Consider the following 16,136-nt stretch of genomic DNA (forward strand, 5'->3'; position numbering starts at 1 on the left):
CCTTTCCATACATCCATGACTCAAAATCCGAAGACCGGGGCGGGGTCGATATGACCGGACCATTCACTCGTCTTGATCTCGAAATGCAGGTGGTTCCCGCTCGAGCGGCCGGTCGTGCCGCAATAGCCGAGCGCCTGTCCGGCGTCGATTTGTTGCCCGGTCTGGACGCCGAGACGACTCAGGTGTGCGTACGCCGTGATGTAATTGTCGTGCCGGACCTGGACGAGATTGCCGTACGGTCCGCGGTTCCCGCTATAGATGACGGTGCCGCTTTTGACCGCGTGGATCGTGTCGGACGGGGTGCAACTGAAGTCGATCCCGGTGTGGTTGTCGCGTTGTCCGAAGACGACGCGCCATCCGAAACGCGATGTCACGTTGAGCGGAATGGCGAGAGGGGAACGTAGTCCCGACAACAATTCTTTCGTGATGATCCCGTCGGCGACGGCGACCGGCGCTAGATATTTCAACACCGCGTCGACGTATTCGATGTCCCCATAACAGGCACCGTGCTGGACCGCACTCGGTCGATGACAGCGGTAGATGCCGGTGTGTTTCACGCGCTGATACATCATCTGCGAAAACGAGATGGCGAGCTCTTTCGAGTAACGTCCGCCGTTCTCCTGGACGTAATCGATGAAGCCGCCACCGAAGTTGTAACTCTGTAACGTAAGCTGCACGTCACGGTTCGCCCGTTCGAAGACGGAAGCGAAATGCTCGACGCCGTAGACGATGCTCTCCTCGGGGGAGGTGATGCAGCCGATCCGTCCACACTTCGATTCGCTCGCCTGCATCGGGTCGTTCCCGCGTCCGCCGCTCTCCTGCATCATGAGCGCGAGCACGAGGTTCGTCTGTTCGGCCAGCCCGTGCTTCGTCAGTTCACTTTCTACCAAGCCCCGATATTGGAGCACCTGGTCACTCACCTGGAGACCACCGGCCGTATCGAACGGGACGTCGGTCGGTTGTTCGTTCTGGACACCCGTGAGTGTGTCGAGGATCCCGACGATGAGGATGACCAGGAACAACACGAGTGCCGCGATGCCGAGCAGGATGAGCCGCCACTTGAGCGTCGCGAGCTGCCATTTCGCCGTGATGGCGAAGCGAGCGGTCCGTTTCGCGGCCGCCCACATCAGGCACCCCCACCGAACAGAGCGAGCTCCTCGGGCGCGACATCGACGTCAAAGATAAGGTTCTGAACGCCGGAGATACTGAGGACGACGCGTCCCGTCTCGAGCGAGGGGATGATGCGCATCTCAGAGTTTGAGAGCTGTCCGTCGAACACCGTCTGGATGATCGGGATGCTTTCCGCGTCCTGTTCGCCGATGATCTTGTACTGCGTCAATTGGAAGAGCGATTTGACGTTCTCGGCGTTCTCGGACTTCGACCCGGCCGGCACGAAGTCGGTGATCAGATGCGACACGAAGAAGATGCCACCGAAATACTTGCGCGCCTCACGCATACAGCGTTGCAGATACAGGATGGCCGGCTGGGCGATATCGCGTGTGTTGATCAAGTGGTGCGCCTCGTCGATGACGATGAGATACTTGCACGCCTCCTCGGTCCGGAGCACGCCCTGGTTATAAGCCTTCAGTTGGCTCGAGCCGTTGGCGATCATCCCGTCCCACAGCATGTTCATGAGCGAGAACACCTGCGCCTGGAACACCTCATCCCGCAGGCTCGTCAGGTTCCGGAGCGGGAACGAGACGATGAGTTCTTCGTCGAACCGGTCAATCGAGGAGTGCCCGTCGAAGATGTTGCCGTAGTTATGGACGAGGTTCGTAACGGCGAGCTCGATATTCTCGAGACGCCGGACCCGGTTCGGACTGATCGCCTCCTTGATCGAGGTGCGCGTGTCGTCCGTGTAGAGCTCACGACGTACGAGTTTTAAGAAGTCAGAGAACGTCGGGTACCAGTTCGCCAGATGCGTCGTGATCGGCAGTTCACCCTGTTCGTCCCAGAGTCCGTGACGAACGTACAGGTCCCGAAGTAGAATCTCGAACTCGTTCGTCTCTTCTTGTGTTGCCGCCGGATTGATGTAGTGATAGAACACGGCCATCTTCGACAAATGCTGCATGAACGAGAGTGCCTCGTTGGCGCTGCCGTCGTTGTTCGTCACCGTCTTATAGACATGGAGCGGGTTGATGAGACCGGCCGACCCGTCGAGCGCGATCTCTTTCCCGCCGAGCTGACGCACGAGGTCCGAGAACTCGCCCGTGACGTCGAGAATCCGGATCTTGTTGCCCTTGATCGCCTGGTCGAGCACCGTCTTCTTGAGGAGTGTCGACTTACCGGACCCCATCTTGCCGATCATGAGCGCGTTATAGAACTTGCGCTGTTTGTCCTTGTGGAACAGGTCGAAGATGACGCTGCCGTTCGTGTCGGTCGTCCCGTAATACGTGCCGGTCGCGTCCTGGAGCGACGTGAAATGGAACGGATAGCCGCCGGCAATGGAGAGGGACGGGATCTCTTTCCCGCGGCGCCGGTTCGGGAGTTTTTGTTGCTGATCATAGCTCGTGAACAGGCTCTGCCACTCCCATTCCTGTTCGTTCAGGAAAATCGTCGAACGGAAATTCCGGGCCTCGAGCTCCTCCATCACTTCCTGCACTTTCACCTCAAGCGCGTCGAGCGTTTTTGCCTTCACATAGAGGCGCAGGTGCAGATATTTCATCGTCTCGCCCTGGGTGATCTGTTCGTAGAGCTCGTTCAGCTCCTTATACGTCTCCCGGGCGTCGATACGGTCGATGTTGTCCTTCGCGTTCTCGAAGCGCGTGTTCTGTTCGGCCATCGACTTGTTGATGGTCTGGATGATCTCACGCTTGTCGGCCGTCCCGATGTCGAGCGTCGTCAAAACGCCCGGCATGTTCAGGATGGGTTCGAGCCAGTAGTCATAGACGAGCGACTGATATTTATAGACATGGAGACAGGACAGGTAACCGTCACCGAGCCGGACGAAGTTGGCCTCAAACCGAATGCCGCCCTGCGGTTGGATCTTGGCGATGACGTCGGGATTGTAGCCTTTCTCGATCTTGACGGTCTCCGGGTCCTGTTGTTTGGATAACTTGTCACGCAGACGCTGCCACATGCTGCGTCACTCCTTTCTTCAGGCGTCGAGTTGCGGTTTCGTGTTCGGGTTGTTCAGTTGATAGAGCACATGGACCTTCTGATCGAGTGTCAGCTCGCGCATCGGGTTCGAGCGGCGGAGCAGTTTATAGAGATGCGTCTTCCGTTCGCGTAATGTCCGCTCGTCATCGGCATAAAAAAAGAGGAGATAATCGCGATTGGTGCGATGCTCCTCGAGGTATTCGAGCTCCTGCTTCTTTTTAAGTAGAAAGGGCAGGTAGGCCGGTGTCTGATTTTGTCGAATCTGTCGCTCGATGCTGATCTTCTGCCGCTCGAGACTGAGCGGTGTGTTCAGCGGAACGACCTTGAGCGGATGCGTGTACGCCTGCAGGAGATAGGCGAGGGAGAACACATCATGGTCTTTTTCTTCCTCGTTCAAAGAATAGATGTCCTTTGAGGTGAGTTGGACCATGTCGAGATAGGTCCCATCCCGCATCTCGAACGCCTCGTTCCCGGTGATGTCGACGACCGGCATCAGTTCGGCGACCGTCGGTTTGACGACGACCTTGTCTTTGACCTTCCGTTTCTCGACCACGTCCTGTTCGTCGAGCCAGGTGCCTGTGCGTCTCGGTTCTTGTAGCGACTCCTCGATGAAAGCCATCTCAATCACGTCCTTTCGTGTGCGCGTCGAGCGCGAGGTAGGTGTCTTTCCGTTTGATGAGCGCGTAATAGAGCGCGTGGACCATCCGCTTTTGCGGATTGGTCGCCGGTCTTATTACCATGAACAGCCCGAAGACGACGAGGAAGACCGTGAACGGGATGTGTAGCACGGACGGGATGAACGGGAGCGTCACGAGCCGGAGCACGATGAGCCCGACGAGGAACAGGAAGTCATGCAGATAGAGCATCTTGTTGATCTTCAGTTCGGTCGTGACCTCGTTCGGGATCCGGTATTTACGCATGGGTCATCACTCCTTCTTCTTCATGTTGTCAGGTCGCGGTGGAGAGGTCGGATAGATCCGTCGCGACTCATCATGGTGCTGGCTATGACGGTATGTCTGGTTCTCGCGCACCTGTTCGATGACCTCGGTCTCGACGTCGAGCACGGTCTCTTGATGGATGGTCCGGCGGGCGCGTCCTTGGCGTTTCTCTGTTTCCGTATCACTCGAATCTGTCGCAGAGGACGAAGACGAGGATGAATCGTTTGAATGTGGTGCCTCATGAGGTGTCGCTGACGTCGCGTCGTTTCTTGCTATCGATTCATTGTGACGATTGTCTGATCCGGATGTGGTATCGATGGATCCAGTGACCGGTTCGAGAGTCGATGAAGCCGGGCTTGAAGAATGACCAGAGCTTGAATGATCGTGAATCGATTCCGGTCTTTGCGTCTCCGATGACGTTGGTTGATGGTCGGGTCCACGTTCGGCATTTGATTCAGGGATCGTCGCATGGATTGATTCGGGAGACGGGCGGCCCGATGCTTCGTTCACGTGTGGAGAACCTTGCGCTTCCAACTCGGATTCTTGACCGTTGTTTGGTTGCGCAACGTCCTTTGGATTTGTCGGTTTTTCTTGGTCAGGTTGAGTGTGACTTGAGGTTTGATTCGTCTGAGCAACACCATCTGGATCGGTTTGTCTCTCGGCGTCCATCCGCTTTGAAGCTTGGGTCGCCACACTAAGCGGTGAATCACTTTGCGGCATGGCATTCGAATCCATCCGAGCCGTCGCAGCCTCATGGAGTGATGGCATCTTCGGTGCGCCTTGTGTGGCACGCGCGATCTTCGAGACCGCGTTGGCACCGGCCGAGGTCACGCCTTTCCCGGCGGCATAGGCGCCGAGGGCGACACCCCAGCCCCGCTTGAGTCCGGCATCGATCCCGAACAGCCGCTCGACCATGTTAGGACCGTCGATCAGCGCGACCGAGAAAGCGATGAGGGCAATCAGATAGGCGAATCCGTCCAACGTCTCCGCGAGATAGGCGGTCCCAATCGTGTACAGCTTGATGGAGACGAAGATCAGGATGATCACGAGGAACGTGTTCAAAATGCTTTGGATGACCTTCTTCGTCTTTTGACCACTGTGAAGGTCGGCCGGTGCGACGAGGATCGCCAATACATAGTTGAAGGCGAGCTCGAAAGACAGGCGCGCCAGTTTGTAGGCGATTGAAAACAGCGTGAAGCCCATGATCCCGAGCGTGACGAAGATGGTCAACCAGTTCGGCTGATAACGGTAGTAATACTGGTTGTTCCACTCGACGCCACCTTGATCGAGTTTACCGAGACTTGTCTCTTTTCCGTTCCATAGAATATAGGACTCGGCCAATTTGTTTCCGGTTGCCGATAAGTCATAGTTGTTCTTGTCGAAAATCTCATTGATTCGGATATTATCAATCAACTCAGTCGGAATGGCATTTAATGATTCGCCTGTAGCAGCATCAAAATTGTTTGAATCGTGCTCAATCAAATCATGTACATTCCGCTTTAAGATACTCTCAGATAATGAGGCTTCTCCGTCGTAAAGCGAATCTGCTCCGATTTCTACGATGGCTTCATCAGAGAACTCCTGAATTCGGCTCATAGTTGGTGAAAGTAAACCTAAGATCAATAGTGTGATGAACAGGTTGATCAAAAAACTCTCACGTTCAAATTTCTTTTGGAAAATCAACAAGTACCCAGTGAACAAGAAGCTTCCTGCTAAAAGAACATACAAAAAAGGTTGAATCGTAAGAACGAATTCAACCACTTGGTCATTATTGAAGAATGTATTGGTTAATAGGATTTGATTCGTGATTGATTCAAGGCCGTCAATCAAGACTGATAGTCCTCTGACAAGAATCCATCCCATTGAGCGTAGTGCGTCATTTACCATACTACTTATTTGGAGTACGTCTTCGTATTCCTGTAATTTGGTGATTAAATCGGAATCAGCCATTGAAAGACCCCCAATCTACTGAGTCCTAGCAAAGAAGTCCGCTAACTGTTGTTCGTAAGTGTCCGCCGTCAACATTCCAACATTGATTTCATCAATGACGTTCCCATCTTGAATGGAGTATAGAACGGCACCTTTTAATTCGTCAGTGTATTCAAAGTTACCACGATCGACAAGTGCATCGCCATCTGGCTGAAACGTATTATAGAGCGTGACTTGTTGGCTCTCTTCGTTCGCTACCTCTTTTACGAATTCAACGAACTCTTCGAATTCACCATCTTCTTCTTTTACAATCAGCAAATAATCATCCTCTTCGGCTGTCATGACCTTCTCAACGTGTTCAATATCACGTTGAACCAAAGACTCATCGGAATTTGAGCAAGCTCCAAGTAAAAACAAGCTGATTCCTAAAGTACCCGCAAGTAGTTTCCTCATAACGTTTACCCCTCCGTCAGACGATTTTCCCCTTCAATAGATCCGCGGCTTTTAAATTGACGCGGAAGTCGAACTTATCTATTAGTGTAACAGTTTTTGGGGTGTCTGAGGTGTCGTCCTGATAGACGGTCAGAAAGCCGTCGGTCGTCTGGATATTGAGTACGTCGCCCCGTTCGAGTCGGACGCGCTGCGTCTCGATGATCCTCGCGACGACACGCAATTCGTTCTGGATTCGCTTCTCTCTCGCACTCTCGGCCATGGGTTCGGCCTCCTCTCTACAGTGTGCCTTGCTTCAGTTTCTCGAGTCGCTTCGCAATCATCGTGCTCAGAAAGCTCTTTTGGCTGTCGGTGACGTCGTAAACTCCTAAGTTCAGGTTCGTCTCGAACTCAGGGAGGGAAAGTCCTCCGATGTCATGACCCTCGAACATCGAGCGGAGGATGCTGTCCTGTAGCACGTCACGTACCGTCAAGGAGTTGCCTTCCTGATTCGATGACGCGTTGGTATCCGTCTCGTCTTCTTTTTTTGCGAAGCGGACACGGATCTGTTCGAAGTCGAGACCGGCGTGACGACAGGGGATGTCGATGTCATGCAGGGAGCGGTCCGTGTCGAAGTCGTCCGCCAGGTACTCGTAGCGGTACTTCATTGCCGTTTTGCCGCTCAAGAAGATCGGATACGACTGGATACGCCGCTTCTTCGTGTCCTGACGCTTGATGACACGGATGATGAGCATCTCGCCTTCTTTGAGTCCCATGACCTCGGTCGCCGTCATGAGCCGACGGCCGTCCACATTCTCCGTTTTCGATTTTTTGAGCGAGAACGTCTGCCCGGACCGAGATTTCGTGACGATGGTCGCCTCACCGAGCTTTTTCGAGATCAGTTCGGCGGTCGATTCGTCCGCGGTCAACAGATAGTGCGTGTTCCCGCAGTTGCCGTCAATCGTCTTCCAATCCTCACCGTATAGGTTCTCGAGTTGAGAGTAGGCCTGGATGACGAGGTTGAAGCGCATGTTCCGGCCGAGACAGACGGTGATGATGTTGGCCATGCCCTCGATCGGCGGCATGTTGCCGAACTCGTCGAGAAGGAAGACGACCTGACGCTCGCATTTACCTTGTTTCGTCTGCGAGGCGACCCGAGCGAGCGCCGTGTATACCTGCTTGATGTAGAGCGACGCGATGACGTTGAATGTCGGGTCATAGTCCGGGACGATGAGGAACACCGCCACGGGACGGAGCTGGTGCATCACCTCACGGATCTGTATCGTCCCGTCGATTGCGTAGTGGAACCGTCCACTCTTCTCGTCATGCGCTTCCAGCTGGATCGTCGCAGTGCTTGAGTCGGTTGAGATTTGAACGACGTCTCCAATTCGGAGTGGTGACGTATGGTATACGATGAAGCTGCCGTCGTCGTCCGTTGTGAGCGCATGGGTCGTCCCGTCGGGGAACATGAACTTGAGCCTTGTTAAAGGCTCGCTACGTCCGCTGATCCAGCGGTTGAATCCGATGCGTCGCATGTCGAGCGAGTTCATTGACGTCAGTTTCCCAGTCCCGTTCAACGTGAAGATGCCGAGCTTCGCGTTCGTATTGGCCAAAATACTCGCCCGTGTCTGGCCACCGGAGAAGTGGAGCGTCGCGAACTGGAGCCGGGCCGGATGATTCTCCGGGAACCGTTGAAAGAACTCGTCGAGCGCCGAGATTTCCTGCCCTTGCCGCGTGACGACCGTCCGTGACCCTAAGTCCGAGAGCATGAGGGCGACGTTGTACATGTTGATCTTCTCCGGCGTGTCCTTCGCCTCCTCACAGAGCCCGAGGATGAGTGCCGTACACAGGTCGATCGACGAGTTGGCCCAGAACGGGTCACGTGCCTTCGGGTCATGGTACAACATGAAGGCGACCGAGCGCGCATACTGTTGGGCGAGCGAGTAGTTCTCTTCTAAAAACGCGTCAATCGTCAGCTGCAACAGGTTGTACGACATCGATTGGAGTGGATTCATCAGGTTCAACACCTCGACCTGATAGCCGCGTTGCTCGAGCGTCTCCTTCGAGGCGGCGAAGAGCTCACCTTTCGGGTCGTTGATGATCAGGCTCGCTTGGTCACGCGCCCGGCTGTATAGGTCAATCGTCGAGAAGACGAACGTCTCTCCCTTCCCGGACCGGGTCGTCCCGATGACCAGGTTGTTGACTGGCGAGTCATCGATGAACAGCTCGTTTTTGACCCGTCCGACGGGGACACCACCTAATCCGTCATACCGTTTCTTCCGGTCCGGTACGCGGCGGTACTGTTGTTTCAGTTCATCGAACGAGGTGAAGCGGGCACTCCCTTTCTGATTCTTCCGCAGATCCCGGAAGTTCAGCCATACCTTGCCGAACACGACAAGACCGATGAACAGACTGAACGCGATCAGTACGAGCAAGACAGTCGAAGAGGGAAGACTCACCTCCAAGAACAAGGAGGGTGAGAGCGTCGGAATCGCCGCTCCGGCCAAAAGCCCTTCTTTTAGAATTGGGGTCATGATTTGTCGAATGATGTTGTAGACCCCGTTCAGCAGATAAAAAATCCCGACCGGCAGTACCAACAGGCAGAACAGGGCAGGGAAGATCAGACGTATCGGGAATCGTGGTGACAGAGACTGAGTTCTCAATTATTTCACCTACCTTAATCTGAATAAAGAATTGTATCTAGGTTAACTTCTTCAGTAACGATAGCGGCTTGAATCTTCTCACGGGCCGAGGTGTCTTTGCTAGAAGTTTTCTTCAGTTTCTCATTCAGTCCGTCGATCGTGGCCATAATGTCTTGGTACGCGTCGATTTTTTCTTGTACGTTAGGGGCGTTCGTCTTGGACGCCCATTCCTTCGCGGACTCGATGTCTTTGAGATAGAGATAGGCAGTCACTTTCGCCGAGACGCGGGGCGCGGTCCACTCCACGTCATCTGTCTTGGTCACGGTCTCATGATCCCGTTCGAGTACGGCGATATCGAACGCACCCTCATCGGTCGGATGTGCCACTTGGAAGTCCTGGAGCCGTTCCAATTTCTTTTTATCGGATAGATTGAGCCCGGCCAGTTTCGTTTCAATCAGGATGGGGTCATCCGTGAGCTCAAGTGCTTTTTGGTCTTCTCCTTCCGCCAAATAGAGGTCGATTAATAGGGCATCCTCTTCCTCGGACCGGTTTTTCCGTTCCAGTAAATCGATGAGCGAGGATTCCTCGCCTTGGAGCGCCTGTTCGTAGGCATCCAACCACGTCTGTTCGACACCGGTCATCTGTTCGGCGTGCGCTTCCTTGTCGATGAACCATTGCGTCGCAGTGAACAGGGAGGTGAATAGAATTCCAGCTGTGGCCGCCCCGTAGATGAGGCGGCGCTGTAAGCGGGTCAAGCGTGATTGATAGGTCGACGACACGATCGGGTTCGATTTGGCGGACTGGCGTTTGTAGTCGTCCGGTGTCTCGGCCTCGATCTCGTCGAGGATCCATAGTTTCTTTGCGTTATCCTCTTTCTTCGTCCGGATCCGTTGTACCCGGTCCTTCACCTGATGGTACAGGTTCGGATAGGTGCCTTCATTCCCGAACGTGAACGTCCCCCGATAGAGCAGTTCGTCTTTCTGGTCGAAGAGCCGGAAGTCACCGGAACAGCTCGTCCCTTCCTCGCTGAGTGCCTGGTGCAGGTCATGGGTCGCGACGACCGCCTCGGCGAAGGGGAGCCGTTCATAGTTCTGGATCCGTGTGTCGGGCACGTCGGTGAATCGTACAAACAGCATCTCGTTCCTCCTCTCGTTTCAAGCAACAAAAAAAGCCTTCCTGTTGGAACGCTGTGTGCGTGTGCATTAGAATTTGATGTTCTGGTCGACCATCTCGGCGAGCGTGAACGCTCCCATGACGATGATCAGACCTACGGCACCTCCGACGAGCCAACCTACGGCCTTCGAGCGCCCACGATCCCCACCGAAGATGAAGTAGAAGCCCCCGATCGCGAAAGCGATGGCCGCGGCGATGACGGCGAGTCCCTGGAAGAACTGAAGCAAGCTGAGCCCTGTCTCATTGAGTCCCATGTCGTTCCCTCCTTAGTCCTGGTGCGCCGGTGACTTGAAGCTGAGCTTCGCCTCGAGCGCCTCCATGATGAGTTCCTGGTTGTCCTGGATGACCTGTTGATGTTGCTCGTCGAGCCACTCCTCGTAGTCCTTCCCACGGATGCGTAAGAGTTTCTCGGCGAAGCTACGGTTCTGTTTCTGTTCTTTTGATGCCACGGTACACACTTCCTTCCCTTGATCTCTTGATGTGCAGTAGCACATCATTAAGGACAGTCGGATTCGGTGCGGTGGGTTTCTAGCCGTTCCCCCACGAACTCTGTTCCTCATGAATTAAAGGAACTGTACAGGGTTTTTCGATGACCCGGAACGATGCGGTGACCTTGTGGCGAGTTTTAGGCGACTCTCGCTGAACCATCTGTGCGTAGATCCCGCCCACCCGGTCACTGGTGAGGGACACGCCGGTATGTGATTGGAGGAGACCATCCTTAAGGATGTGCTGCTGCATAGATGTCGGTTACTGGCGGACTCTCTTTCGCTTCTTGACATGGATGAGCTCGTCATCCGGGTTCTTGCGCTTGGCGAGCACGTGGGCGTCACAGACGACCGTGCGGATCCGGTAGTAGAGTTGCGTCAGCTGGACCGCCTCGCCGCTCGCCTTCTCGATGCCGATGAAACCGTGCAGTTCATAGGTCTTCCCGTCGAACGTGCGGACCGAGTCGGCCTGCGGCAATTCCTTCAGGTCGAACCGGCGTCGCTTGAGCTTGGTGACGGAACGCTTAACCCCGTAGCCGAAGTCGATGGCGTCCCACGGGACCGTCGCGAGCGTATGCCCGAACGCGCGGGCCAGGTGATCGATGTCCGCGATTGACGGTACCGAACGGTTCTGTTCATACTGGCTGATGGCGGGCTGTGAGATCTCCCCGAGCGTCTTCTCCGATAGTTCGACCTGTGACCAGCCCGAGAGCCGGCGGTTCTCCTTCAACCACTCCCCGAATCGATACATAAGCCTTCCCCTTTCTATAAACCAGAGCGGCGACCAAACAGATGTTTCCTTTTGTTGGTTCCAATATAGCAGGGATAGGGATAAAAATCATCAGTTTTCTGATATGTCAGAAATTTTACAGTTGACGATTATTGTCGAATCCGCTCTATACAAGGGATAAAGAGCAACAGTAACTCAATATTTTTGGTTTTATAGCACAATTGTAAAAAAATAACGCTTTAATAATAGAAAATAATGACAATTATTTTGATTTCAAGAGATTATGGTAGGGTAGAGGAATAGAAGTGTTCGTAAAGAATAAGGAGATAAGAGAGTACTTAAATCGTGGGGTGAGCAAGTGGAATTGAACGAGGCAATCATCGAGCGGATGAAGGAGCTCGCGGCGGAACGAAACATGACGATTCATCAAGTGACTCAAAAGGGTGGATTGAATCAAGCAACAATTTCAGAATTGATGAGTGGACGCACAAAGCATCCAAAGGTGAGTACAATTCAAAAATTTTGTGATGGTTTGGAAATGACCCTTAATGATTTTTTTAATAATCCACGTTTTTACTAGTGTTATCAAACCTATTAGTTTTAAAAAAACTATTATATAAAAAATTTGAAAGGGTTATAATTTATTTAGTAGAATAGGAGATTAAGTTACTTGATTTCCGCATAAAATTTTATATATAGGTAAAACATTTATTGTTAATCAAGAGATTGATAATTAAAAATTTTAGTTAGGAGGGTCAATGATGGCAAGGGCAATTGAGGTAGCAAAATATTTAATCTATTTAAAGAACACTGATGAAAAAAATGGACAGTTTTATTCTCTTTCAAATTTAAAATTGCAAAAATTATTATATTACTGTCAAGGTGGACACTACACTTGGGATGGAGAACGTCTAATTGAAGATCAATTATTTGAAGCTTGGACATACGGCCCGGTCATTAGAAACATTTATTATGAGTTTAAAGAGTTTGGACAAAATGATATCGAGGTCGACATCGACATTACGGAATTAGACTTGCAAGAAAATGAATTAGAGACCATTCAAGCTGTCTGGAACCAACTAAAAGATTTTTCCGCATTCAATTTAGTAGACTCTACACATGCCGAAGCCCCGTGGCAAGAAGCTAAGGATTCTGAGTGGCTATATATCTCAGAAAATTCTATAAGTGAGTTCTTTCAATCACTTTGATAATTAGGAGAAAAAATGGACAGTTTTTTTAACTTTTTCTATAGTTTTATACTACACACTTCAGAAGTGTTATACTCTTACTCGCCGGTTGTTCTTAGAAACTTAATTCCATTCATCAATAACGTCAATCTAACTGAAAGTTCTGAAATGCAAAGTTTTCTAGCTGACATAAACCGTTTGATTATTTTTATCATGGGTCTCACTATTTCTGCTAATGTTTATTTATTCACAACAAAAAGTAAAATGAGCTCATCCTCTGTTTTGATCTCCAAGCAAATTCCAGTAATGACTTTAAGTTTATTTCTAAACATTACTATTTTAATAATTACTACATCTCTCTCTCATTTAGATTATTTATATGGCGAAGAATTAGTATTGCCGCAAGCTAACTTGATAATAATTTTATCTTTATTGTCTCTTCTGAATATTTTTTCTTTTTTATTATTTGTGATTACGTTATTAAAATTTACTAAAAGTTTTAATCTCAAAAGAATGATAGATAAATTTTTAGACAAAGTTAATAGCAGAATAACGTTTAATAAATATTTCATCTTATTCACTTCTTATAAGTTGTTTTTTTCTTGGATGAGAACTTATTTAACTAAATTCGATAACCATATTAAATTTGACTATCCTATGAATGATTTTAATACAAATTCTTGGATTTATGGTTTTGGAAAATCTATTTCACTTTATAAAATTAATTTAGGTTTATTAGTTCCAGTAGCTACTGATATTTATAATGATTTCCAACGTATTAAATTTAAAAAAACCAGTCCCTTAACTAAAAAACAATTACATAACATGCAATTAGATATAGAGATTTTGTTTCAAAAAATGTCATATTTGATTGATCAAAATTCTAAGTCAAATTCAGATACATATATAAAAAAATTTAATAATATTATTTCAGCCGTCTATACGTCAATATTTCACCGTAGTATTGGTACGAATAAAGATTTAGATTTAAAAAGAAAATTTTCTTCAGTTCTAGAAGATCACGCTAATTTAATTGTCACAACCTCACAAAAATATGAATATGAGAAATTTCACAGAAAACTTTTAATATCATTTTTAAATGCACTTCCTCTCTATAAAGAAGAACAGGATTATACTATTTCTATTGACGATTTTCACTATAGAATGAAAATCTTACATCCGATTTTTTTCAAAGAACTCTATAGCCTAGTTACAGAATTAATAAAATCAGAAAATTTTAGAATTATTGAATTATTAATGGTCAATAAATCATTTTTCAACGCCTTTATTTCTTCCGATCGATTAGCGATTGAAGATGGTGCCCCTTTTAATGACAACCTCGAAGAAACTTTTGTGGCTGTACTAAACCATATGATAGAAGAGAGAGATACTTCTGTCATTTCAAGTATCATGTCTCTTTTAATGAATATTTCGTCGAAAAGAGTACAAAGCGAGAAGACATCTCCATTAAACGTAAGTGCTATTTTCGGTAACACTAAACAAGACGTTATGTCTAATACTCCTATACAAATAAATCAAGAAATTGAAGAGGTGACAATTTCAGACTCATTACAAACCGCATTACTTTTTTCGATTATTAAATCAAATGAAATCGAAGAGTATAAAACTGCCGGTTATATAACCAAAGTCTTAAGTTCCTATGTTTCTTACGAAGAGCTGATAGACAAATTAAACCAAATTTATTCTTCCTACTCGAAAAATAAAGCTATTACCTATTCAGGAACTATAAAAATTAGAGTTACATCTTTTAATACATTTTCGTTTGATTATTGTTTTTCAAAAACTATTGTTATGATATTAGCTCAATTACATTTGTTAGATAAGTTAGACTTTGAGGAGATAGATAAGCATCAAATTAAACAATCTCGCTTAAGCGAGTTTAATGGCTTTAATTATTTTATTGAAAAACTTTCTATAAAATCCAAAGAATATAATATGATTTCTCTGGATGATAAAAATATTGGAAAATTCTCTAAAGATTTAAGTATTCAAATATACGAAAGAGAATTCAACGATATAAAAACACAACCAGAAGGTGCCGAGAAAATAACCCAGTAGATTTAGAAAGAGGCTACCTAACGCGATTTATCTATGCGAGGTAACCTCTTTTCGTTTTTTGGGTTAGTGCGCTCATTTCGAAAATTTTAAACATACATCCAGCCTATTAACTTGTGATAATATAAGATTATCACAAGTATAATCATTATAATTGAAATTAAATTTATTCTAGTAATACACTTTTATCCACTTTTTTAATTTGATTAGACTTGTATTCATTGATAAATACATATGTATTACATATTTTTATCGTATATTTCAAGTTTCGAGGGAAATTAATTGAAAATCGGGAGCGAAAAGAGGTAGAAGCATGGAGATGGATAAAAAGCAACAAGCGTTCGAAATAGCGTTGAGAGAACTGACCGGGGCGAACCCGAAATTGACTGAGGCATTGAAGAAGGACCATATCGACCTTAAAACATTGAATGACATCGAGGTCATCGAATTGTTCTGGGCGACGGAACTGTTCCCAATCTATGCTGACAAGAGCCCGCACACGCGACGTGCGTATAAACAGGACCTCGAGTTCGTCCTCAGTTTTGTGATGACAAAGACAGGCGGATTAAAATACCTGACCGTGCTCGACATCCATCGTTATCTGTTTGAAGTAAATGAGCAGTATGCCCCACGAACGGCGCAACGAAAGAACAACATGTTGAAGCGTCTCCTGACCTACCTCCATGTCAACCATTATCATCTTCACAATCTCGCCTTACACGTGAAAAACCAGCAACGTCCTGATCTACTCCGTCGTGAGGTAGACTTCGACGAAATCGAACGGATTGCTGAGTCGTTCCGTCATACTGTCAAACGAGCACAAAAAAAAGAGCTCATGGAGCTCCGGAACGAGACAATCGGCTATCTGTTGTTAACGACGGGTATGCGTGCGACTGAACTCCTCTCAGTCAAATTCACCGACATTAAACGGAATCAGCACACGTTCTACCTTGAGGTGAAAGGTAAGCGAAGCAAATGGCGCCGAATCCCGCTCACCGAGAAGGCTGCACATCTGGTGAACCGGTTGCAGACCCTCATGATGATTGAAGAGGTCTCGTCCCCTTTCATCGCCTTCAGCACGAAAAAAGCCAACAAGGCAATCACCTATGAGGCCCTGCGGCTGATGACTCATCAGGCAGTCGATCGTGTCGCGAACGAAGAGAAGACCCCGCCCCACTGGTTCCGTCGGGCCTATATTACAAAACTCTTGGCAAACGGTAATTCGTTGATTGGTGTCATGCAGTTGGCGGGCCATGAATCAATCAATACTACAAACGGTTATTTGCAGTCTATTAATCAAATCTCAAACGTATCAAACACAGACTTGCCATATGAATAGTACATATACATGTGTTAATTAAAAAAGACAGAATGCATGAATGTCTTTTCACTTTAATCGAAATGTGTTCTTAATATTCGACGTGAAGGTATAAGTGCACGCGTTGTAA

General features: G+C 48.6%; 16 protein-coding genes. 4 read left to right on the forward strand and 12 right to left on the reverse strand.

Features of this window, described 5'->3' with window-relative positions; translation table 11 throughout:
- Window positions 1-20: 20 nt before the first annotated feature.
- From EVJ23_RS13270 to EVJ23_RS13325, 12 genes are all read right to left on the reverse strand, one after another.
- Window positions 21-1,127, reverse strand: a complete 1,107-nt coding sequence (locus tag EVJ23_RS13270) for a lysozyme family protein (protein WP_131466443.1) — start codon at window positions 1,125-1,127, stop codon at window positions 21-23.
- Window positions 1,127-3,079, reverse strand: a complete 1,953-nt coding sequence (locus EVJ23_RS13275) for a VirB4 family type IV secretion system protein (protein ID WP_201739243.1) — start codon at window positions 3,077-3,079, stop codon at window positions 1,127-1,129. The genes EVJ23_RS13270 and EVJ23_RS13275 overlap by 1 nt, the downstream gene beginning before the upstream one ends.
- Before the next feature lie 18 nt (window positions 3,080-3,097).
- On the reverse strand, window positions 3,098-3,718 hold the full coding sequence (locus EVJ23_RS13280) for a hypothetical protein (RefSeq protein ID WP_131466445.1): 621 nt from the start codon (window positions 3,716-3,718) through the stop codon (window positions 3,098-3,100).
- 1 nt (window position 3,719) lies between these two features.
- Window positions 3,720-4,019: a DUF5592 family protein gene (locus EVJ23_RS13285; RefSeq protein ID WP_131466447.1), complete on the reverse strand. Its 300-nt coding sequence runs from the start codon at window positions 4,017-4,019 to the stop codon at window positions 3,720-3,722.
- 6 nt (window positions 4,020-4,025) lie between these two features.
- Window positions 4,026-5,987 (reverse strand): pLS20_p028 family conjugation system transmembrane protein, encoded by a 1,962-nt coding sequence (locus EVJ23_RS13290; RefSeq protein WP_370252596.1) that lies wholly within the window; start codon window positions 5,985-5,987, stop codon window positions 4,026-4,028.
- Window positions 5,988-6,002: 15 nt separating this feature from the next.
- Entirely contained in the window at window positions 6,003-6,419 is a 417-nt protein-coding gene (locus EVJ23_RS13295) for a hypothetical protein (protein WP_131466451.1), read from the reverse strand.
- 16 nt (window positions 6,420-6,435) lie between these two features.
- Window positions 6,436-6,678, reverse strand: a complete 243-nt coding sequence (locus EVJ23_RS13300) for a hypothetical protein (RefSeq protein WP_131466453.1) — start codon at window positions 6,676-6,678, stop codon at window positions 6,436-6,438.
- Between the two features lie 16 nt (window positions 6,679-6,694).
- Window positions 6,695-9,058, reverse strand: coding sequence for a VirD4-like conjugal transfer protein, CD1115 family (locus EVJ23_RS13305; protein ID WP_131466455.1), 2,364 nt, complete (start codon window positions 9,056-9,058; stop codon window positions 6,695-6,697).
- 14 nt (window positions 9,059-9,072) lie between these two features.
- On the reverse strand, window positions 9,073-10,173 hold the full coding sequence (locus EVJ23_RS13310; RefSeq protein WP_131466457.1) for a hypothetical protein: 1,101 nt from the start codon (window positions 10,171-10,173) through the stop codon (window positions 9,073-9,075).
- A gap of 66 nt (window positions 10,174-10,239) precedes the next feature.
- Window positions 10,240-10,464 carry a hypothetical protein gene (locus EVJ23_RS13315; RefSeq protein WP_012390467.1) on the reverse strand — a complete coding sequence of 75 codons (225 nt, stop codon included), beginning with the start codon at window positions 10,462-10,464 and terminating at the stop codon, window positions 10,240-10,242.
- A gap of 12 nt (window positions 10,465-10,476) precedes the next feature.
- Window positions 10,477-10,659: a hypothetical protein gene (locus tag EVJ23_RS13320; RefSeq protein ID WP_051627825.1), complete on the reverse strand. Its 183-nt coding sequence runs from the start codon at window positions 10,657-10,659 to the stop codon at window positions 10,477-10,479.
- A 298-nt stretch (window positions 10,660-10,957) separates the two neighbouring features.
- Window positions 10,958-11,446, reverse strand: coding sequence for a helix-turn-helix domain-containing protein (locus tag EVJ23_RS13325; RefSeq protein WP_131466459.1), 489 nt, complete (start codon window positions 11,444-11,446; stop codon window positions 10,958-10,960).
- 367 nt (window positions 11,447-11,813) lie between these two features.
- On the opposite strand from EVJ23_RS13325, the gene EVJ23_RS13330 reads away from it, so the two are divergent.
- From EVJ23_RS13330 to EVJ23_RS13345, 4 genes are all read left to right on the forward strand, one after another.
- The gene (locus EVJ23_RS13330) at window positions 11,814-12,005 is read left to right on the forward strand and encodes a helix-turn-helix domain-containing protein (protein WP_131466461.1); all 192 of its coding nucleotides are present in this window, start codon (window positions 11,814-11,816) and stop codon (window positions 12,003-12,005) included.
- Between the two features lie 181 nt (window positions 12,006-12,186).
- Entirely contained in the window at window positions 12,187-12,633 is a 447-nt protein-coding gene (locus EVJ23_RS13335) for a Panacea domain-containing protein (RefSeq protein WP_161567041.1), read from the forward strand.
- A 147-nt stretch (window positions 12,634-12,780) separates the two neighbouring features.
- Window positions 12,781-14,691: a hypothetical protein gene (locus tag EVJ23_RS13340; RefSeq protein ID WP_145963267.1), complete on the forward strand. Its 1,911-nt coding sequence runs from the start codon at window positions 12,781-12,783 to the stop codon at window positions 14,689-14,691.
- Between the two features lie 310 nt (window positions 14,692-15,001).
- Window positions 15,002-16,027, forward strand: a complete 1,026-nt coding sequence (locus EVJ23_RS13345; protein ID WP_131466467.1) for a tyrosine-type recombinase/integrase — start codon at window positions 15,002-15,004, stop codon at window positions 16,025-16,027.
- The last annotated feature ends 109 nt before the right edge of the window (window positions 16,028-16,136 follow it).

Origin of the sequence: Exiguobacterium sp. SH1S1 (assembly GCF_004337245.1) — a bacterium.
Taxonomy (GTDB): domain Bacteria; phylum Bacillota; class Bacilli; order Exiguobacteriales; family Exiguobacteriaceae; genus Exiguobacterium; species Exiguobacterium aurantiacum_A.

Excerpts from the sequence above, each read along its gene's own strand:
- EVJ23_RS13270 (WP_131466443.1), bottom strand. The coding sequence starts at position 1,127 with ATGTGGGCGGCCGCGAAACGGACCGCTCGCTTCGCCATCACGGCGAAA.
- EVJ23_RS13275 (WP_201739243.1), bottom strand. The coding sequence starts at position 3,079 with ATGTGGCAGCGTCTGCGTGACAAGTTATCCAAACAACAGGACCCGGAG.
- EVJ23_RS13280 (WP_131466445.1), bottom strand. The coding sequence starts at position 3,718 with ATGGCTTTCATCGAGGAGTCGCTACAAGAACCGAGACGCACAGGCACC.
- EVJ23_RS13285 (WP_131466447.1), bottom strand. The coding sequence starts at position 4,019 with ATGCGTAAATACCGGATCCCGAACGAGGTCACGACCGAACTGAAGATC.
- EVJ23_RS13290 (WP_370252596.1), bottom strand. The coding sequence starts at position 5,987 with ATGGCTGATTCCGATTTAATCACCAAATTACAGGAATACGAAGACGTA.
- EVJ23_RS13295 (WP_131466451.1), bottom strand. The coding sequence starts at position 6,419 with ATGAGGAAACTACTTGCGGGTACTTTAGGAATCAGCTTGTTTTTACTT.
- EVJ23_RS13300 (WP_131466453.1), bottom strand. The coding sequence starts at position 6,678 with ATGGCCGAGAGTGCGAGAGAGAAGCGAATCCAGAACGAATTGCGTGTC.
- EVJ23_RS13310 (WP_131466457.1), bottom strand. The coding sequence starts at position 10,173 with ATGCTGTTTGTACGATTCACCGACGTGCCCGACACACGGATCCAGAAC.
- EVJ23_RS13315 (WP_012390467.1), bottom strand. The coding sequence starts at position 10,464 with ATGGGACTCAATGAGACAGGGCTCAGCTTGCTTCAGTTCTTCCAGGGA.
- EVJ23_RS13325 (WP_131466459.1), bottom strand. The coding sequence starts at position 11,446 with ATGTATCGATTCGGGGAGTGGTTGAAGGAGAACCGCCGGCTCTCGGGC.
- EVJ23_RS13330 (WP_131466461.1), top strand. The coding sequence starts at position 11,814 with ATGAAGGAGCTCGCGGCGGAACGAAACATGACGATTCATCAAGTGACT.
- EVJ23_RS13335 (WP_161567041.1), top strand. The coding sequence starts at position 12,187 with ATGGCAAGGGCAATTGAGGTAGCAAAATATTTAATCTATTTAAAGAAC.
- EVJ23_RS13340 (WP_145963267.1), top strand. The coding sequence starts at position 12,781 with ATGCAAAGTTTTCTAGCTGACATAAACCGTTTGATTATTTTTATCATG.
- EVJ23_RS13345 (WP_131466467.1), top strand. The coding sequence starts at position 15,002 with ATGGAGATGGATAAAAAGCAACAAGCGTTCGAAATAGCGTTGAGAGAA.